Origin of the sequence: Parolsenella sp. LCP21S3_E11 (assembly GCF_052118165.1) — a bacterium.
Classification (GTDB): Bacteria; Actinomycetota; Coriobacteriia; order Coriobacteriales; family Atopobiaceae; genus Parolsenella.
In genome coordinates, this window is record NZ_JBQKHS010000010.1 from 1 (window position 1) to 19,991 (window position 19,991).

Genomic DNA, 19,991 nt, shown 5'->3' on the forward strand with positions numbered 1-19,991 from the left:
GTAGGAGCCGTCGGCGAGCCTCTCTGCCACGGCGTAGGCGTCGGCCCCGTCGATGGCGCCCCAGTTCAGCTGGACCTCGCCGTCGCCCGCGGGCTCGGCCGTGAAGCGGGGTTGCGGCACAAGTTCGCATTCAACGAGATCGAGCTCGCTATACGGAGTCCACTTGCCATCGACCTTTGCTTGGACAAGGAACTGGTATGTCTTCCCGTTTGTAAGCCCGGTTACCGTGTAGCTAGTATCCGCGCAATCATAGGTATAGGTCTTAAATGACCCGTCCTCATTGCGAACGGCAACCGCATATTGCGCAGCACCCGGAGTCTCCTCCCACTGCAGAGTTACGGAGCCGTTGTCTGTATCTGCAATAACGGGCGCGGGTTTCTTGACTTTAGACAGCCCAAACCTGTCGGCGATCGCCTGCGCGTCCGCAACTCCAAGCTGCCTGAGGAACGCCCCATCTGATAACTTTGCCGCATCCGCTGGGTTATCGATAAAACCATGCTCAACAAGAACCGCCGGTATTCCGTACTCGCGGCAATAACGTATTACCGCAAGGCTATCCGCTTCGCTGCCGTCTGGATAATAGAGCTTGTTTCCATTGACCTCATAGTGGCCCTCTTTTAGACCGCGATTTGAAAGGCCAAGTGCCGTGATTCGATCGAGCACCTTATTCCCGACGCTTGCGCCCTCTTCATGGAAGGTTTGGTACCAGGTGCTTTCCGTAGGGATCCACACCTCAGCGCCCGCGCCTCCACCCGAGTTGATATGAAAGCTCATGTAAAAATTAGCATGATTCTCATGCGCGACGTCGCAACGCCTCTGCAGTTCTTCCCTTGTTGAATTGTTTGATGTTAGAGAAGCGTCTGAATCACGAAGCATGACGACCTTTACGCCTTCATACTGCTCGAGCTCTTCCCTGCAATACTGAGCGATTTTAAGCGTGAGGGTCTTCTCCTGAAGGCCGTTGCCAATTGCCCCTGAATCCCATCCACCATGCCCGGCATCCAGGGCAATGGTAAAGCGAGGCGTGCCCGCACCAGCAGCGTCCTCCAGACCAGAGAGATCAACCAGGGAAGCGGTCGTTTGGTCATCACCAACAAACGCCGTTTCAAACCCATCGCCATCGTCAATGTCAAACGCAGTGACAGACGAATCATCATGGGCTCCAACGCTAAATACGGCATCGACTTCCTCGCCGAGAGGCAAGGTCTCGCCTGATTCACAAAGAACGCCTGCAATTGCGTACTGCTGCGCAGGGAGAGAGTCCGATGAAAACAGGTAGTCGAAGCCAACGTTAGACGTCAGAGACATTTCATAGTTAGAACCGTCTCCGCCGGTAAGGACGAGAGATCGGGGCGACGATTCCGGAACCGACGAGAAGCCAATCGCTACTTTTTGCTCTTCCCCCAAGCTGAGGTTGGAGCTGTCGATATAAACGTAATCAATCGAAGGACTTGCATTTGTCCCCTCCGCCTGGGCGGACCGAGGCGAAAGCGCGGCCATCACGCCAAGACAAAAGAGCGTCCCGATAATCGACCATGCAACCTTACGCATTATTGATTTCTTTCTCATGATTAGGCCTCGCCTCCAGACCCCACTAGGTTAACCCGCAAGTCATCCCAGACTTAATTGCCGTAGAACTCCGAAATAAGCTTGATGACATACGCTTTGTCATCGTCGGACAGACCGTAATACATAGGCAGTCGAACGAGGCGATCGCTCTCAGAAGTTGTATACACGTCCTCACCCGCAAACCTTCCAAACAGTTCGCCAGCCGGAGCCGAATGTAGCGGGATGTAATGGAAAGATGCCTGAACGCCATTCTCCTTAAGGTGGGCAATCAGAGCGGTACGCTCCTCGAGATTTGCGCACTTGATATAGAACATATGAGCATTGTGCTCGCATCCGTCGGGCACGACGGGGAGAGTGATCTTCCCCTCATCCGCAAGACGGCTCAGACCGTCGTAGTAGCACTGCCAAGAAGACAGCCTGTCCTCGTTGATCTCGTCGGCCTTCTCAAGCTGCGCCCACAGATACGCCGCATTCATATCCGAAGGAAGGTAGCTCGATCCACGATCAACCCAGGTGTACTTATCCACCTGGCCACGGAAGAAGCGCTGCCTATTTGTGCCCTTCTCGCGAATGATTTCGGCACGGTCACAAAGCTCCGGCACATTGACGGAGATGGCTCCGCCCTCACCCATAGAATAATTCTTCGTCTCGTGGAACGAATAACATCCGAAATCGCCGATAGTACCAAGCGCCTTCCCCTTATAGGTGCTAAGAACAGCCTGGGCGGCATCCTCGACAACCAGGAGATCGTGCGCCTTAGCAATATCCATGATCCTGTCCATATCACAAGCAACGCCCGCATAGTGGACCGGAACGATCACCTTAGTCTTCGGGGTAATAGCCATCTCGATGGCATTCGGGTCGATATTCATCGTGTCCGGAAGGACATCGACAAACACGAGAGTGGCGCCGACCATCTGAAATGCAGTGGCGGTCGAAGAAAACGTAAAGCTGGGGAGGATCACTTCATCACCCGGCTTGAGATCACACAGGATTGCCGCCATCTCAAGTGCGGTAGTTCCGCTCGTAGTCAGCAGAATCTTCTGGGAATCAAATCGATTCTGGAGCCATTCGGAGCAGCGGGCAGTGAAAGGACCGTCTCCGCAGATCTTCCTGTTCTTTTCTGCCGCCTCCCTGACATAGTCCATTTCATTTCCAACATAAGGCGGCACATTAAAGGAAATCATTACATCGCTCCAAACGAATACAGGGCAATACCAAACAATATGAGCATAAGCGCAACCCACTTGCGGGACGTCATTTTCTCTTTGAAAATGACAATGCCAAATAGCGTTACGTAAATATAGCTTGTCGCTTCAAGGATAGGCCCCATTGAAAGAGGAATCCCCTTGTACGCAAAGATGGATAAAAAGGTTGTTCCCACGAACAGCATGTAGGCGCAAATAACGAGTGGGTTTAGATACTCTGCGATACGGCTCTCATAATGCCTCAGGGCAGCTTTCTTCAACATAACTTGAGAGATGGCACTGACAAATACCCCGATGAGCAGGAAGGCCGCATAGCGATAATCCGTCATTAACGACCACCCTTCTCCTCTGACGCACCATTTTGATTGCTCTCTGAATATGCAAACAGAGCGACGCCCAGGAGCACTACCACGCCACCAAGAACCTGCGCAAACGTCAGGGCTTCTTTAAATACAAGCACGCCCCAGACCATCCCCCATACAACGGTAACCGCGCGATTTGCATATGCCGTGGTGAGCGGGATCCGCTTGATAATCTGCTGCCAGCAAATTGCATAGATACCAAGAAGGCCAATGATTCCGCAATAGCATGCAATAAAGCCCGGAGATAGGAAGCTGAACCTCGCCGCCATCTTGCTCAAAATCCCGCTACAGGAATACACAACAAGCAATAGATGGAGAGCGGCAAGAGTCTTCGCATTGTTCTTATTCAACTAGGCCTCCCGCTCGGGAAGATAAGGAGCCAATTCGTCGCGATTCACCGAGCTGAGGATGAAGAAGCCATAGCGGCTTCCGCTGTCGACTATCTCATGCGGTGCCGAATTCGTAAGCACTACTTTTTCGACAGCGCCCTTAAACTCGTTTTTCGCACGCTCAAGCGCGACAAGATCATCGTCGCCAAAAACAAAACGGATCATGGCGTTACCGGGATGAGAACACGGCTCAAGATCGGGCTGATTGCCAAGCGAAACATCGACGACCGCCCTCAGGAAGTCAATACCAGTAGATAGCTCTACAAGATCGCTGCCGATACAGTCGCCACCCATACGACTGCCAATCTCAACAATTCTGATATCCCCCGACTCGTTGATAAGAATCTCCGAGTGCGATGCTCCGTACTCAACGCCCAGTCCATCAAGGGCATGGCTAATAACAGCCTTTACCCTGTCGAGAAGCTCGCTAGAAACAACGGCAGGCTCAATATGACCGGTCTCGATAAACTTCGGCGCCCCCGTAGTAAACTTCCTCGTCAGCGCAAGGAAATGGTGCTCGCCCTTCCAGGAGACATATTCGACGCTGTATTCAGTCCCCTCGAAAAACTCTTCTACAACCGCAGCTTTTGCAAATGAAACTTCGATCGCAGAGCTTACAGCGTCGGAAAGGCCATCGGAGTTCTCAAGCCGAGTGATCGCCCTGCTACCCGAACGGTCAACAGGCTTTACGATGATGGGATAGGCAAGGTCTCGCCCGTCGAGCTCGCTCACGTCATGCACCTGGATGCTCCATGGAGACGGATCCCCATTCGCAAAGAAGGTTTCCCTCATAAGGTGCTTATTCGTAGATCGATTAACGCAGGCAACGGAGTTAGCACACAGGCCGAGCTTTTCGGCAACCTTGGAAACGGTTATGTTGCCAAGATCTGTCCCAATCGAGCAGATTCCTGAGACACCTATTTTACGGCAAGCATCAGCAATTTCATCGATTTCGGTAATGCTAATTGGGTGAAAATAATCGGCGTTTCTTTCTCCGATTGAACCATCTTCCCAGGCAAAGACATGGGTCTCGAGACCCATGTCTTTTGCTTTGACAATTAGCGGGTTTTGAAAATCGGACGCTCCGATAATTGCAATCTTCTTCTTACTCATCGCTCCCCCAAGACGCAGAAGACGAGGCTTCGAGCGCCGTCCAGCGCCCGCCCTCGAGCTCGCTCTTGTAGTCCTCCATCATCTTCACGTAGTCCGTGTACTCGGGGACAAACCCGAAATCTCTCTTAGCCTTGCTCATGTCGTAGAGATAGGAGGGCGTATTGTTAGGCTTGTCAGGACGATAGACGATATTCGAGCCCTTATCCTTGCCGAAGACCTCAATTACCGCCTTTGCCTGATCCTCGAGATCGAGAGGCACGCCGCTAGTCATGTTGTAGAGGCCGTGAGTCTTTTCGCTCGCTAGAGCAAGACGGAAAGCACGTGCCACGTCTTTGACATAGATGATGTCTCGGCTAATATGCGGATCACCCCATAGCTCGATGTCCTCGCCCTTCTTGGCGCGCTCGATAAACGTCTGGATGCCAGACTTGTAGGGCTTTCCATCGACGAGAATCGTTCCGTGAGGGCCCACGCCGTATACCGGCGGGAAACGGAAAACGGCTCCCTGCAGGCCGTGTTGCTGGGTGTAATACTCAATAACATCATTAGCAGCGTTCTTGCTGATCGTATAGACGGCATGGTCGCCCGTAAATTTAAAGTTTCGAGGCTCTTCCTCGGTGATGGCATAGCCCTTGCCCCAGGCACCGGACACGTCGCCATAGGTTGTCGTAGAAATGATCTTCTTGATGCCATTCTTGCGACAGTACTCGAGCACGTTAACCGTACCGAGAGTATTTACCTCAAAGTAATCGGCGGCATTCTCAGTGTCCTTAAGATCCGCCTTTGCATTTGCCGGGAGCAGACCGGCAAGCAGGATGACTCCGTCGACACCAACGGTTGGGAGCTGAGCAAAGTCCTCTGGCTTAGTAATGTCAAGAGAAACAAAGGTCGCACCAAGCCTCTCGAGCGCGGGCTTCAAGCGCCCATTGCGACCAGTCGCGATCACTTCAATTCCATTGCTAACGAGCTCGTCGACGGTATACATGCCGATAAAGCTGGTTGCACCAACAACAACGACCACTGCAGCCTCCTAGTTATTAACTTCGCGCTCAATGACGTAGAGGGGACGGTGCTTGACCTCTGTAAAGATATTTCCAACATAGAGCCCCACGACGCCTATTGCCGCGAGGATAAGGCCCCCCATCAAGAATACGGAGCAAATCAGGCTCGTCCAGCCGATGGACACATCGCCAAAGCACAACTTCCTAATCACGCTAACCACAAGGAAAAGCAGCGCAAGGAACGAAATCGTAAAACCAAGGTTCACGGAGAACTTAAGCGGCTTATTTGACTGGGCGGTAATTAGTTCAAAAGCCATCGCCAACTTTTTCGAGAACGAATACGAGGACGACCCCGCAAAGCGTTCGTCACCTTCGATTTCGATGCTCGTTTGATCGAAGCCGAGCCACTTAATAAACATCGTGTAGCCACGGTTGTGCTCACGCATCTTGCAATAGTTCTCGATAACAGCGCGTCGCGCAATACTGAAGTTGCACAGCGAAGCATCGTAGGTTCCATCAGTAAAGTACTCGTAGACTTTATAGAATGCCCGAGAGAAGAACAGGGTAATGGGGCTGTCCTTGCGCTCAACCCTCTTCGCAAAGACAACGTCATAGCCTTCCATTGCTTTCGCATAGAGCTGAGGAATCGCCTCCGGACGGTCCTGGAGATCACAATCCATGACAATGACCCAGTCGCCCTTGCATGCGTCAAGACCAGCAGTAATCGCCCTGATTTGGCCGAAATTTCGCGCCAGCTTAATTCCATGGACCCTTGGGTCAGCCAAGCAAATCTGCTCAACCGCGTCCCATGAGTTGTATGGGTCATGGTCGTCCACGAGCACGATCTCGAACGTAGCGTTCATTCCCTCAAAGACTTCGACGAGACGCCTGTGAAGTTCGGGCAATGCCTCTCGGCATCCATACACGGGGACAACAACGGAAAACTGCATCTAGATTTCAACGCCTTTCAAACGCTTGCTTGGCCTTCATTGGCGCACTTAATAAATGATCACTCTCGAGCCGCTGGGGATGTTGTCATAAATCCACTTGGCATTCTGGAGCTCAAGCCTTACGCAGCCGTGGGAGGCATTGATTCCAATCCTGCCATCCATGATGTGTGATTGGCTCCCGGGATAATACAGGACCGAGTGGAACAGGTAATCTTTATAGAACTGAGTCCAATACCAGCAGCTATACCCGTCGCCGAAGACCATGCCCTTCGACCCGACCGTAAAAGACCCCTTGACCGTTGGCGTGTTGCTCGCTCCGCTTGTGCAGCGAATCAGCTTGATCAGGTTCCAATTGCCCGCATCGCCGTTACCGTAGAAAACACCGACTTCGTTGCGAGACGTATCGACAAGAAGAAGATAGCGCGTCGCACTGCTATACCAACCGCGAGTAACGCGGGCGGTCATAAGGCGCTCGCTCTCCGAAAGGTGCTTGCCCGTCGTCCTGACGCCAACAAGGTCCGCCTCGGAAAACGCAGACCACCTATCTCCCACATATGCCTGGACGAGGAACTCGTAGGTACGTGAGCCGTCAAGACCGGTGACTTCATAGCTCGTTCCGACGCAATTGAGCGTATAGGTCTTATAGCCATTGCCATCCTTTACGGCAACGGCATAGCGCGTGGCGCCCGGGACTGCGTCCCAATCGAGCTTGACGGAATAGTCTGCAGCCACGGCGCGGCACGAAGGAGATATGGTGCCATGGGGAACAACGCCACAAAGAACGGCATCGCCGAATGAAGACCAGGCGCCGTCCACAAAAGCCTGGACGAGGAAGCGGTGCTCGTAGCCGTTCCCGAGATTGGATACAACATAAGAAGTGCTCGTACAATCAAGCGTGTAAGTCTTATAGGAGCCGTTCACATACTCGGCAACTGCGTATTTCGTAGCGCCAGAAACGGGAGCCCAAGAAAGCGTAACCTGGCCATCACCCGTGCACGAACCCGTCACCTTTGGAGCCGCCTCGTCCTCGAGAGCCACCGCGACCAGATCATCGTCTGAGAAGTCCGACCACTTGCCATCCACAAACGCCTGCACGAGAAAACGATGGGTAACGCTTTTCGAGAGGTTCTCGATCGTGAAGGACGTACCGGTTACGCCATAAGAGAAGGTCTTGTACCCATCGCCAACACGCTCGGCAACCGCATACTTCGTCGCACCTTCAACGGCATTCCACTCGAGTGTTACGTTGGTCCCGCTCGTCGACGCAACCTCTGCCTTGGGTGCGAGGCGGTTGGCCGTCCGAGCGGCAATCAAATTGGCATCAGAAAAAGCGGACCACTTGCCATTCACAAAAGCCTGGACGAGGAACCTATACTCCTTGCCAGCACTGAGGCCGTCGATCACAAACGAAGTGTCTGTGCACGCAAGTGTATAAGTCTTGTAGCCATTGGCCGTCTTTGAGGCCACCGCATAGGCGGTCGCGTCCGGAATGGGACTCCACGTGAGCGCGACGCTATTGTCTGAAACCTGCGAGACGGCAGGTACGGGCGCCTCCGCGGAAGTCGGGGCGCAAGAAACCCAATCGGAATCAAGGGCCTTCGACCACGTCCCCTGGAACTGGGCTCGCACGCAGAACGAATAGCTCACTCCATTCCTGAGGCCCGTAAGATTGAGCGAGGTCAAATCCTTGGATACCTCGTAGGACTTCCCGTACGAAGAGACGACCAGATAGCGAGTCGCACCAGAAACGCGATTCCAGCTCAGATGGATTGCCCCGTCTCCCGCCGCTGCCATAATCGAAGGCTTGGTAGCACCCGCAGGCGTGCAAGACACAAGAAGGGCATCGGACACCGATGACCAGCGGCCACCGACTCGAGCCTGAACGAGAAACCTGTGGCTGACTCCGTTTGCCAGGTCTGAAACGACGTACGTAGTCCCCGCCTCATCGAGAGTGAATGTCTTATAGGTACCATCGCCTAGCTTTTCCGCGACCGCGTAACGCTCTGCGCCATCAACGGCACCCCAGGAAAGAGTCACCTGACCATCGCCCGTGGCGGTGGCGGTAACAGCGGGCGACGCGGCGTCGACCGGCTTGCATGCTACAACGTCCACAGAGGAGAAGGCCGTCCACGCACCATTCACCGAGGCCTGAACGACAAACTCGTATTCAACACCGTTCGCAAGGCCACCCACGGTATAGGAAGTGTCCCGACAATCATAGGTTGCCGTTGTCCAGGCAGACGAACCGAGTCGGCGCGAAGCAACCGCATATCGAGATGCCCCGGGAACGGAACTCCAACTAAGGAGAACGGAGCCATTCGCGCCCGTCGCCTTTACGGAAGGCTTTGTGGTTCCCTCGGGGACAACGGAGACAATATCCGAGTCATTAAACGGGGTCCAGACGCCAGCAACCTTGGCCTGGACTAAGAAACGGTGGGAGACACCACAAGTTAGGTTATCAACGACGTAGCTAGTATCAACGCACTCGTATGTGAAGGTGTGGAAAGCGCCGTTTGGCATCCTTTCAGCAATCGCATATGCAGTCGCCCCCTCAACTGCATCCCAGGAGAGGGTCACACTTCCATTTCCATTCGGCGTTGCGGTGACAACGGGCTTCGCGGAGCTCTGGTTGGGAGCGACGGGCTCCTCATCCGCCTCGTTATTCCCGCCCTCTTCAGCAGAATCGGCGACGGTGCCTTGAGGCTCGGGCTCCGCAACGGTCAAAGCACCATCGGCGTCCCCCTGAAGCCCGTCGGTCGCCACAGCGGTATCATTCACGCCAGCCGATGAGCTGGAACTCGTCTGGTTGGTCGTGGGCACGGCTTCAACAGGCGGCACGGTCTCCGCAAGCGCAACAGTTCCTTGAAGCGAAATTGCTACGGCAAGAAACGCGCAGAGCACCTTACGAGTTCTCATGCAAACCCCATCCCATCTAACGCTTGGCCCAACTTAGGCAGCCACACTTAGTTGACAATTCTAGCAGCCATAGTTACTGCGAACTCTACGCAAGCGCAGCGGAATTGTGGGATACGCAGCCATTAGCTATATGAAATCGGAGATGGCTATTATTGGTCGACATCCACGCACAAATAGGGGCCGTCAGCTTAAAGAACAGCAGACGGCCCCGTTAGGCTAATTTCGCCTGGAGTCTTACGCCTCCATGGCCTCCTTGAAGGCAGCGGCAAAGCGCGGGTCAGCGGCGGCGAGGCGGGCGTTCGTGGCGATCCAGCCGGCGGGGGTGCCGGTGTCATAGCCCTCGCGCGCGTCGATGACCAGGGCGTAGAACTCCTCCTCGGCCATGGCGCGGACCATGGCATCGGTGAGCTGGATCTCGTTGCCGGCGCCGGGCCGCTGGTCGGACAGGAGCTCCATCACGCGCGGCGACAGCAGGTAGCGGCCGACGGCGAACAGGCGGCTGGGCGCGTCCTCGGCGGCGGGCTTCTCGACCATGCCGGTCATGCGCCAGACGGCGCCCTCCTCGTCGCCGGTGGCGCCCGGGAAGTCCGCGACGGCGCCGACGGGCTCGCCGGCGATGATGCCGTAGCGCGAGACCTCGTCCTCCGGGCACGCGGCCACGGCGATGACGGAGGCGCCGCCGTGGGCGTCCGAGACCTCCTTCATGCGCGGGAGGATCTTCTTGTCAGGCACGACGTAGTCGCCCAGGAGCACGAAGAACGGCTCGCCGTTCGTGGCGAACGACGCGCAGCGCACCGCGTGGCCGAGGCCGCGGGGCTCGCTCTGGTAGCAGAAGCTCACCGGCACGCTGCCGGCCTCCGCGATGGCGTCGGCGTAGGCGCCCTTGCCGCGGGAGCGCAGGAGGTCCTCCAGGCCAGGGTCGCGCGTGAAGTAGCTGGCGATCTGGGGCTTGGAGGGGGAGCTCACGATGATGCACTCGTCAACCTCTGCTGGGGCCAGGGCCTCTTCAACCACGTACTGGATGACGGGCTTATCGAGAACGGGAAGCATCTCCTTGGGCGTGACCTTCGTACCAGGGAGAAAACGGGTACCCAGACCGGCGGCGGGGATAATGGACTTCATTGTTGTTGTACTCCGTACAGTCGGTTATAGATTTGCATTCATATGCTGATGCATTCCCTGAAATATAGGGGCGATCCACGGCAATAATCATCAGCTCGTCAAAACAGCCGGACCAATTCTAACCAACCATTTTAAGATCAGTCCTGGCATGACTAATTAGGTCATCTATGCATCCGTCGAGTTCTGCCAAAGCCTCTCGATGGCGTCTTGCAACAAATAAGCCGTCTTTCTCCATTGCGGTGTGATAAGCGTCTACAAAGTAGCCATTTATAAGACGATCTATGACTATATAGTCCTCCAAAGCCCTATCAGCACCAATAGAGTACAGACGGTTTGTTGCCTTTTGAGCCGCATTAAGGCTGTTCCGGCATTGATCAATTGCAGATGCCGCTCGACTATCCCTTACTTTCATTTCGTTTTCTTCATCTTCCGATAGGCAGTCCTCAAGTTTCTTACGTCCGCTAGTCGCAGCCCCAATCTCAGAAAATGAAACCCTCAGATCGGAATACGCGTCAATGCATGAGAAGTACTCGCGAATCCGATATTCGCCACAGGTCCTCAACCATGTCTTCTTGCTATTTACACGCTCGGCGACCATCTGCGACAGCATTCCAACCACCGACCCCACAATTGCCGTTATTGCCGGAATAATCGTTTCCCACATCTTTATTCTCCACGCTCGTTCTTGTCTCCGCCTTCGCAACAGCTCCGATTCGATTTCGATCACCGATTCAACAGTCTCGCGTTTCATGACGTCGGGCTGATTACGCGTTACCACTTAGGCACACCAGCTTGACTAAAAGCGTATTCGACAGTCACGCCTTCGCCACAAATTACAAATAGTCATTCGCTGAAAAGGCAACTCACTCAGCGAATCAGATCCGCCAGGCAGAGCTCGTCCTTGCCAATCTTGGACAGCCTCTTATACTCCCGTGCAGCCGCAGCAATCGAGTCAACATCCCAATATGCCGTCAAAAACTCGTTCGACTTTATTTCACTCATCCCAAGATCTTGTTTACAGAAGTCGCTCGGCTTCTTGCCGCTTCTCTTCCACTTATCCCAAGCCCTCTCACGAATGACCGCAAGGACCTCAACCTCCGGATGCGTTATAAAACTCAGCACCCGAAACCTTGCATACAGCTTCCCGAGCGCAAACTTCTCCGTTCGAGAGTCTAAGACCCTTGCGATGCAGACGTGCCACGGGTAGTCATAGTTCAGGTACTCTTCCTTGATTCCTGCAGCCGAACGTTTCCGGGTGACATCAATAACGTTCTCAGCGGGAACAACCAACGCATCAGCCTCCAGGAGCTTTTCCACAACGACCTGTTCCGCAGTGCCTTCGCAAGAGATGATTGCATGGCAGCGTGCAAGCAGCTCGCGCGCCTCGTCTCGAACGTTACTCATGGGTCGCCACCGACTCACTCACCAGGTGCCTCAGTGTCCGAACGTCGACGTACCTAGGAGCCGTTCCCTTGATGTAGTTGGAGGCAAAGACCTCTGACTTCTTGTTCTCGATTCTCTCAACCTTGTCGCCATACTTGACGATCCTGGTCAGTCCGGCCTCTCCGTGCGCGAGGAAGTAGACATCATCCTTCCGATGGATATGATCAAGCAACTGGGGATAGTGCGTTGTAAACACCAACACAGCCCCCTGAGGATTGGTCTCCCGCGACGCAAACAGGTCAACGACGACATTGACCAGCTGCCTATTGAGGTGATTCTCCAACTCGTCAACAAGCAGCACCCCCCCGCTCTCCAGGGTCTTCATTGCTCGCTGCACAAGGGACAAACCACGAACTGTTCCAGAGGACAAGACCTCCCTCAGGCCTGCCTCAGACAGGGAAAGCAACTTGCCGTCCGAGAATCCTATTTCGAAAGCCCTGCCAGAATCGTTCACCTCAAGGTGCTCGATTCTCGGGTCAAAAACCCGGAGAATCGCATCGAGGTTCTCCGACCCCTCACGTATTCTCGCCTCGTCATCTCGGAGCACCTGGATTCGGCACCTTCGCCCAACGATTTTCGCTAGAACCGCACCGCAAATCGAAACGTCAGGAGACGCTAGGACAATCCAGGAGTCAAGAATCTCCGTCCTTCGGTACAGTTCCCTTGAATTCGCCCTGAGCACATCCCAAGAGGAGAGAGGATCCTTCGAAGAAATGCGGGGAACACGAGAGATTGTCTCGTCCGCGAGTTCAAACGCAGATTCAGAAGCGCTCGCCCCGTCAGCTGGCTTTGCAACAACAAGGGATGACTCAATCAGGAATAGACGGCCATCTTCCCAAACCAGTGCCCGCATGGACGGATTGCCGTCAAAGATTGTTGGCAACGAGGAAGGCAGGCCGGAGGCCCCAAGTGGAGTTCCGTTAACCACTCGACAAGCCAGTTCAATTAAGTTGAGCGCAGTCGTCTTGCCCGATGCGTTGATTCCTGCAAGGGCCACGATGCAATTGGAATAGACTGGCCTTGCAAGAGGGAACACCGACTCGTCTGATGACGGGACCTTATCGGAGGCATAAAAGTCAAGCTCAAATATTCCATTTTCGAACATTCTCACATGGTCGAATCTTATTTTTAGCAGCTTCATATCTACCTCCATACAGATTCGAACATTAGATTTGTTTGTAATTGTATCAATTTTGCTAGGACGCTTTGCGACCATCTTGGGCAAATGCGACATTTCGCCAGAGGGAATGCAAAAGGGCCGCCAGCGCACACGCACCGACGGCCCACGCAAATCCCTCTCGCAACGCCCTACTTCGTCGCATATGCGCTATCAAGCGCCTGGAGCTCCTTGAACGTGTCGATCTCCACAATGCCTTCGGTGTCTCATATCTCACGGGACACCTCGCCTACAGCATCACCCCGGGTTGGGAGTCATTTGACGCAACGTTCAAGGCCACACAGAAGGTCGCCGACTACCCGTACCTCGCGGGCGACGAGGCCCTCGAGGCCGTCCCCGCGATGTCCGACAACGACCTCTCGATGATCTACGAGTTCCTCTTCGCCGACACCTCTACCTATGACCTCGATACCTTCACCGCACTCGATGCACGGGTGCACGGCTATGGGCTCTTCACGCTAAAGACTGCCGTTCTCTCCCGCAAGTCCTTCACCGCATTCGTTGCCGGTCTCGTCGTCATCGTTGCGGCGATCGCGGCCCATCTCGCCTATGTCCTGCGACTTCGCGGCGGCGCCCACGCCCTCATGTGGTCCGCGCCCGTCACGCTTGCGCTCGAGTACCTCATCGTGTTCCTGCGCGCCCGTCCCAAGATGCACGTCATCCTCCCGGCGTTTGTCGTGGCCATCTTTGTGCTCGTCGTCCCCTGCCTCGCGCCGCGCGACGATGCCCAAGGGGCTGAGCGCCCCGATACCAGCGTCGTTCGCCGTCTTGCTATGCCGGCCGTTCTCGCGCTGTGCCTCCTTGCCGTCACAGCTTTCGTCGAGCTCAAGTACGCCCGACCCAACCAAGCCTCGATGCGCGTCGAGGCAAGCACCGCCGCCCAGGCCTACGTAGACGAGAAACCCGAGAAGATCGTGATGTTTGCGCACACGCAGGGTCTCCTTACCAACGCGGACTGTCTCTCGTTTGACAGATGGCAGCTACCCTCCAATGCCCTATTCGTTGGTGGCTACGAGCAGTACACCGCACCCTGGCAGACATTCCTCACGAGCAACAATCTCAAGCTTGACGGCCTGTTCATGAACCTGCTGGACAGCAGTCGTATGGTCGCTGTGGCCAACGCCGACCAGGCGCAGATGCTCGCCACGTACCTCACGGAGCATTCCGGCTCACGGGTCGAGGCTCACATGGACGAGTCCCTCGGCATGGGCTCGGGCTCCATCGAGTACGGCGTCTGGAGCTTCTCGGCCGCCTAGCCTTGCCGCTCGCGCCTACGCGGCGTCGACACCCGCGCGCCGCCCTATAAAACAGCACCCGGGCAAAAAAGCCCGAGTGCCGCAATTCGAACTAAGCTAAGCAACTGCTCCATAACGACCCCTACGCCTCCATGGCCTCCTTGAAGGCAGCGGCGAAGCGCGGGTCGGCCGCGGCGAGGCGGGCGTTCGTGGCGATCCAGCCGGCGGGGGTGCCGGTGTCATAGCCCTCGCGCGCGTCGATGACCAGGGCGTAGAACTCCTCCTCGGCCATGGCGCGGACCATGGCATCGGTGAGCTGGATCTCGTTGCCGGCGCCGGGCCGCTGGTCGGACAGGAGCTCCATCACGCGCGGCGACAGCAGGTAGCGGCCGACGGCGAACAGGCGGCTGGGCGCGTCCTCGGCGGCGGGCTTCTCGACCATGCCGGTCATGCGCCAGACGGCGCCCTCCTCGTCGCCGGTGGCGCCCGGGAAGTCCGCGACGGCGCCGACGGGCTCGCCGGCGATGATGCCGTAGCGCGAGACCTCGTCCTCCGGGCACGCGGCCACGGCGATGACGGAGGCGCCGTCGTGCGCGTCGGAGACCTCCTTCATGCGCGGGAGGATCTTCTTGTCAGGCACGACGTAGTCGCCCAGGAGCACGAAGAACGGCTCGCCGTTCGTGGCGAACGACGCGCAGCGCACCGCGTGGCCGAGGCCGCGGGGCTCGCTCTGGTAGCAGAAGCTCACCGGCACGCTGCCGGCCTCCGCGATGGCGTCGGCGTAGGCGCCCTTGCCGCGGGAGCGCAGGAGGTCCTCGAGACCAGGGTCGCGCGTGAAGTAGCTGGCGATCTGGGGCTTGGAGGGGGAGCTCACGATGATGCACTCGTCGACCTCCGCCGGGGCCAGGGCCTCTTCAACCACGTACTGGATGACGGGCTTATCGAGAACGGGAAGCATCTCCTTGGGCGTGACCTTCGTACCAGGGAGAAAACGGGTACCCAGACCGGCGGCGGGGATAATGGACTTCATTGCGTTGCCCTCCGTTTGGTTTGTTGTTTGGCTTGTTGATTTGGCTTGTAATCGCAGCTTGCCAACGGCTGCGTTGCATATAGTGCGCCCTGAACGACCGCAAAACGAGTGCACTCGCAAAATACCACGGGATATGCGCAGGCGCCGGGCATGTCGGGCGGGCGGGCGTGGCAACAGGCGAAGGGTTCCCGCCGCGATCTCGTGTTCAAGCCCAGGCGAAGGGCTCCCGCCGCGCTCGCGCGTCTAGGCACGGGCGAAGGACTCCGTACCCCGTCTACCTCCCCAGAACGCGTATGGGTATGGCATAGATCCCCGGCTCAACCTCACGCGCGAACTCGCCGTTGCCCGTTATTACCGCCATGAACTCGGGCTTGCGCGTCCGCGAGCGGGGATTCTCGCATAGTTTTTTACGAAGGCGCTTTAGCCCCTCGACAGCCGCCGGAACCTTTTCCTCGCTGACCTTTACCTCGAATGCCGCCCATCGGCCGTCTGCCAGTTGCACAACGGCATCTGCCTCGAGGCCGGAGTCATCGCGGTAGTAACGAACCGGAGCATCATCGAGCAGATCAAGCGCGCGAGCGTAGACCGAGAGATCGCGAATCACCAGGCTCTCGAAAACGAGGCCGAACGTCTGCCAATCCTCGAAGAGCGCCTTGGGTGACATACCTAGAATCGCGCAGGCAAGGCTTGGGTCCGCGAGATAGCGTTTGGGCTTGGTCGCGAAGCGCTTCCTGTCACGCGCTGGCGGCACCCAGCCGGGGACCTCCTCGACCACGAACATTCCGCGCAGAGCGTCAAGATACCGGCGCACCTTATCCACGCTCATGATCTCCGGGGCGTTCTCCTCGGCACTGAACATATCCGCGATTATCGTCTTGTAGGTCGTCGCCTGGCCGAGATTTCTCGCGAGAGAGGCGCAGGCGCGCCGGGCTAGATCAGCCTCGAGGTCAAGCGAGGGAATGCTCGTCTCGAACGTCGCCTTCAGGTATTCCCTCGCCACGAGTTGGGCCGAGCTGACGTCGAGGTCTATCGCCTCAGGCCATCCTCCCCTGCACGCCACATCAACGAGCCCTTGCGTGTCCTTCTCACATCTGCATGGAGCGAATCGACCCTCGAAAAGGCCGGCGAGGCTCACCTCCCCCGTTGATTCGCCCGACTCTGCGAGCGACATGGGGTGCATGCGGATGCGTCCAATCCTGCCGGCGCCGCTATGCGCGGGAGCATCCTCGCCCGTCCCCAGGATTGGCGAGGAGGAGCCCGTCAGGATGAAGGCGCCGCGTGTACCACGAGCGCGGTCGACCTCATGCCGGACCGTATCCCAAATCTGCGGGACTCGCTGCCACTCATCAATCACGTGCGGACGGTCACCCAAGAGCATCATCGACGGGTCAGACTGGGCGAGAGTAAGGTTCTCATCAACGTAAGAGACGGACGCGCCGTGACGGAGCGCCGCCCACGTCTTGCCACACCACTTCGTACCAGCGATCTCTACGGCGCCGAACACCTTGAGGTAACGCTCTATCTGCTCGTCCACCACACGAGGGATGTAACCGTTTGGCGCAATTGACTTTGGCATGGATCCTCCTTCTCCACGCCGTAATTGTATTCGGATTCGGATTTTACTGGTCGCGTGATTCGGATTTTCATGCGAGCGGCATTCGGATTTTCCGTCGATTTGATTCGGATTTTCCGTTTGCGCAGGTAGTAGAGCCGTTATAGCAGTGCCGCTAGCTCGCCCGCAACGTACACGCGCAAGAACAACGAGCATCGCAATTCTCCGGGTCGCCAAATCCGCTTTCGCTTACAAGATTCGACCTGAACACCACGTCCTCTTTCGCGTGCGGAGCCGCTTGGCACACCCCGTCCGGGAACCTAATCTTCCTAGGAGTGGTCAAAAACATGCGCGCGGCGGACGCTTGGAGGCCGTTTAGGCTTCCGCATGGGTTGACATGAGGCCCGAAAAGGGTCGTCCGAACACGTTTTACCCTCTCATAAGTCATTTCGGTCCGACAGAAGGCCAGTTGCTTGACTGCAATCAAGCAACTGGCACCACAAAAACGAGAGGCGCTCGCCTTTCTGTCCGCCGCGCGACCATTTTTGACCACCAGCGTAGAAATTACTATTAGGGGACATCGAATTCAGCCTTAGCTTGGCTCAACGACAACGCGCAACGCCCCCGATGGAGCCCCTGCACACCGCCAAGACCCGACCGCGACGCCGCGCGCCTGGTCTCGCGGCGCATTCTCACCCAAACCACTGCTCGCACAAAAGAGGCCCTCCCCTGCGGCGGGAAGGACCCCCGAACAATCACGCACGCACCGCTCACGCGCCTACTCCCCAGCCAGCCTTTCCGCCAACTCCTCGCGCGCCGCCGCGAGAAGCTCCGGGTTGCGCAGCAGATCCAGGGCCGCGCACGCCATCGCCTTGCTCATCACGAGCAGGCAGTGCCGCCCGTTCTCGGAAATCGCCAGCTCGCGGAACTCGGGCGTATGCCCAGAGATCTTCTTCTCCGGCAGGATCGTCCCAAAGATGTTGCACGCCGGGATAACGCGGCTCACATCGCCCAGATCCTCGCCGCCCTTGTCGCCGGGCATCCCTTCCATGACCGGCTCGCCAAAGGCCTCGAGCTCCCCGCGCGCGGCGTCGCCCAGCACGGAATTGGGAATGCGGCCCAGATACCCGCCGAGCTCCTCGATCTCAACCTCGCACCCCGTCGCCATGGCAATGCCTCGCGCCGCGCGCCTCACCACGTCCATCGCCGAATCGACGTGAGAGCCGTTCGTGGAAGACACCTCCACCTCGAGTTTGGCCCTCGCCGGGATCCGCCCGATGTCGTTCGAAATGTCAAGGATCACGTCACAGACGTGCACGTCATCCGGGAGCTGCTGCCTAGAGACGCCCAGCGCCTGGTGGAACAGCGACGCCGCGTCGAAGGCGTTCACGCCCTCCTCCGGATGCGACTCCGCATGCGCGGGTTTGCCCACATAGGTAACGTACGCGCCCTTGAACGACGTGCATTCCCCGCCAATCCGCGTCATCGCGCTCGTGGGATGCATGAGATAGACGGCATCCAGCCCATCGAATGCTCCCCTCTCGAGCATGATAATCTTGCCACCGCCGTCTTCCTCCGCCGGCGTTCCAAAGACCTCGATCGAGCCGGCAACGCCAAACTGCGCCATGGCGCGCTTCGCGGCAATGCCCGCAAGCATGGCACTCGTGGCGATGAGGTTGTGCCCACACGCGTGGCCGAGCTCCGGAAGCGCGTCGTACTCCGCAAAGAAGGCGATGCGAGGGCCCTCACCGTTGTTCCACGAAGCCCTGAAGGCCGTGGGTAGGTCTTCGCACGCGTCCTCAACGGCAAAGCCCTCCTTCGCAAGGACCTCTCGGCAGAGCGCACTCGCATAGGTCTCCTCGAAGCCAATCTGCGGATGCGCATGGATATCCTTGGACACGGCCCACATGGCGTCGATGCCCCCGTCAACGGCATCGCTAACGAACTTCCTCACTTCGTCTTGAAGCATCGTGAACCACCTCTCATGCCATGAGCTAGATATCGAAAGTGGCGCCCGGGCGCAATAGCCCGAGCGCCACCCAAGCAATCTCGCGCGAGCCCAAAGCCTAGACTCAACGACGTCCCGCCCGGATCTACACGATCCCGAAGAAGCTCGCCACAATCGAAAGGCCAATAATCCCAACAATCAGCAGGCCATACTTATTGTCGTGCTTCTTAAGGTAGAGATAGACCAGACCAATCACCGCAAGCGGCAGAAGGCCGGGTGCCACCGCGTCAATCATCCCCTGAATCGAAATGGGGTCGGCCGCATTCTCAAGCGTGAACTCCGTTGCGATCTCAAGCACAACGTTCTCGGCAGAAAGGGCGCCCATGACCATGAGGCCCAGCATGCCGCACGCCATGATGATCTTGTCCATGATGCCGCTCTTGAGCATGTTCATGACAGCGGTGCGACCAAGATCATAGCCAAGACCATACAGCCAGCGACCGATAAAGTACGTCACCAGGGGGAACATTAGCGCCACGGGAACGGCGAGCAGGTTACCCGAGAGGGCAAACGTGGTCGCAATCGAAAGCGAGATGGTCTTGCAGGTTCCCCAGACAAGGCTGTCGCCAATGCCAGCCATGGGGCCCATGAGCGCCGTGCGCATGGAGTACATGACCTCGTCGGGCACGTTCTCGCCCGTCGCGCGCTCCTCCTCCATCGAAAGCGTCATGCCATTCACGACAGCGCCGATGGTGCCCTCCGTGTTGTAGAACTGGCTGTTGCGCTTAAGCGCCTCGCGGTAGTCGTCATCGTTCGGATAGAGCTTGCGAAGCGAGTCCATGAGCGACAGCATGTGCGAAAGGCCCTGGAACACAACGTTGTTACTCTGAACCTCGGCGTACAGCCACCACGTACGCCACGCGTTGTTGATGTCCTTCTTGGTAAGGATCTGCTGGCTCTTCTCTTCCTCCGTCAT

At 57.0% G+C, this 19,991-nt stretch carries 17 protein-coding genes; 1 reads left to right on the forward strand and 16 read right to left on the reverse strand.

Annotation, left to right across the window (positions count from 1 at the left end):
* The 12 genes from ACTQ1Z_RS07700 to ACTQ1Z_RS07755 all read right to left on the reverse strand — a co-directional run.
* The coding region (locus tag ACTQ1Z_RS07700; RefSeq protein ID WP_441860002.1) for an N-acetylmuramoyl-L-alanine amidase at positions 1–1,551 on the reverse strand (1,551 nt) is incomplete at its 3' end.
* 71 nt (positions 1,552–1,622) lie between these two features.
* A complete protein-coding gene (rffA, locus tag ACTQ1Z_RS07705) occupies positions 1,623–2,756 on the reverse strand; it encodes a dTDP-4-amino-4,6-dideoxygalactose transaminase (protein WP_441860004.1) in 1,134 nt (377 codons plus the stop codon).
* Entirely contained in the window at positions 2,756–3,106 is a 351-nt protein-coding gene (locus ACTQ1Z_RS07710; protein WP_441860006.1) for an EamA family transporter, read from the reverse strand. Before ACTQ1Z_RS07710 ends, rffA begins: the two co-directional genes overlap by 1 nt.
* Positions 3,106–3,489 carry an EamA family transporter gene (locus ACTQ1Z_RS07715; protein WP_441860008.1) on the reverse strand — a complete coding sequence of 128 codons (384 nt, stop codon included), beginning with the start codon at positions 3,487–3,489 and terminating at the stop codon, positions 3,106–3,108. Before ACTQ1Z_RS07715 ends, ACTQ1Z_RS07710 begins: the two co-directional genes overlap by 1 nt.
* On the reverse strand, positions 3,490–4,641 hold the full coding sequence (locus ACTQ1Z_RS07720) for an ATP-grasp domain-containing protein (protein WP_441860010.1): 1,152 nt from the start codon (positions 4,639–4,641) through the stop codon (positions 3,490–3,492). It lies immediately after the preceding gene.
* Positions 4,634–5,662, reverse strand: coding sequence for an NAD-dependent epimerase/dehydratase family protein (locus ACTQ1Z_RS07725; protein WP_441860012.1), 1,029 nt, complete (start codon positions 5,660–5,662; stop codon positions 4,634–4,636). The genes ACTQ1Z_RS07720 and ACTQ1Z_RS07725 overlap by 8 nt, the downstream gene beginning before the upstream one ends.
* Positions 5,663–5,671: 9 nt before the next feature.
* Complete coding sequence (locus tag ACTQ1Z_RS07730; RefSeq protein ID WP_441860014.1) at positions 5,672–6,592, reverse strand: glycosyltransferase family 2 protein; 921 nt, start codon at positions 6,590–6,592, stop codon at positions 5,672–5,674.
* 48 nt (positions 6,593–6,640) lie between these two features.
* Complete coding sequence (locus tag ACTQ1Z_RS07735; protein ID WP_441860016.1) at positions 6,641–9,508, reverse strand: fibronectin type III domain-containing protein; 2,868 nt, start codon at positions 9,506–9,508, stop codon at positions 6,641–6,643.
* A gap of 234 nt (positions 9,509–9,742) precedes the next feature.
* A complete protein-coding gene (locus tag ACTQ1Z_RS07740; RefSeq protein WP_441860018.1) occupies positions 9,743–10,630 on the reverse strand; it encodes a UTP--glucose-1-phosphate uridylyltransferase in 888 nt (295 codons plus the stop codon).
* 118 nt (positions 10,631–10,748) lie between these two features.
* Entirely contained in the window at positions 10,749–11,294 is a 546-nt protein-coding gene (locus tag ACTQ1Z_RS07745; protein WP_441860020.1) for a hypothetical protein, read from the reverse strand.
* A 203-nt stretch (positions 11,295–11,497) separates the two neighbouring features.
* Complete coding sequence (locus tag ACTQ1Z_RS07750; protein WP_441860022.1) at positions 11,498–12,034, reverse strand: hypothetical protein; 537 nt, start codon at positions 12,032–12,034, stop codon at positions 11,498–11,500.
* Positions 12,027–13,214, reverse strand: coding sequence for an AAA family ATPase (locus ACTQ1Z_RS07755; protein WP_441860024.1), 1,188 nt, complete (start codon positions 13,212–13,214; stop codon positions 12,027–12,029). The genes ACTQ1Z_RS07750 and ACTQ1Z_RS07755 overlap by 8 nt, the downstream gene beginning before the upstream one ends.
* A gap of 65 nt (positions 13,215–13,279) precedes the next feature.
* Here ACTQ1Z_RS07755 and ACTQ1Z_RS07760 point away from each other — a divergent pair, with 65 nt between their 5' ends.
* Positions 13,280–14,506 carry a hypothetical protein gene (locus tag ACTQ1Z_RS07760; protein WP_441860026.1) on the forward strand — a complete coding sequence of 409 codons (1,227 nt, stop codon included), beginning with the start codon at positions 13,280–13,282 and terminating at the stop codon, positions 14,504–14,506.
* Between the two features lie 121 nt (positions 14,507–14,627).
* On the opposite strand, the gene ACTQ1Z_RS07765 is transcribed toward ACTQ1Z_RS07760, so the two are convergent.
* The 4 genes from ACTQ1Z_RS07765 to ACTQ1Z_RS07780 form a co-directional block, all read right to left on the reverse strand.
* Positions 14,628–15,515 (reverse strand): UTP--glucose-1-phosphate uridylyltransferase, encoded by an 888-nt coding sequence (locus ACTQ1Z_RS07765; protein ID WP_441860028.1) that lies wholly within the window; start codon positions 15,513–15,515, stop codon positions 14,628–14,630.
* 274 nt (positions 15,516–15,789) lie between these two features.
* Positions 15,790–17,091, reverse strand: a complete 1,302-nt coding sequence (locus ACTQ1Z_RS07770) for an ATP-binding protein (RefSeq protein ID WP_441860030.1) — start codon at positions 17,089–17,091, stop codon at positions 15,790–15,792.
* A 754-nt stretch (positions 17,092–17,845) separates the two neighbouring features.
* Positions 17,846–19,036: a M20 family metallopeptidase gene (locus ACTQ1Z_RS07775; RefSeq protein ID WP_441860032.1), complete on the reverse strand. Its 1,191-nt coding sequence runs from the start codon at positions 19,034–19,036 to the stop codon at positions 17,846–17,848.
* A gap of 124 nt (positions 19,037–19,160) precedes the next feature.
* Entirely contained in the window at positions 19,161–19,991 is an 831-nt protein-coding gene (locus ACTQ1Z_RS07780) for a PTS system mannose/fructose/sorbose family transporter subunit IID (RefSeq protein ID WP_441860034.1), read from the reverse strand.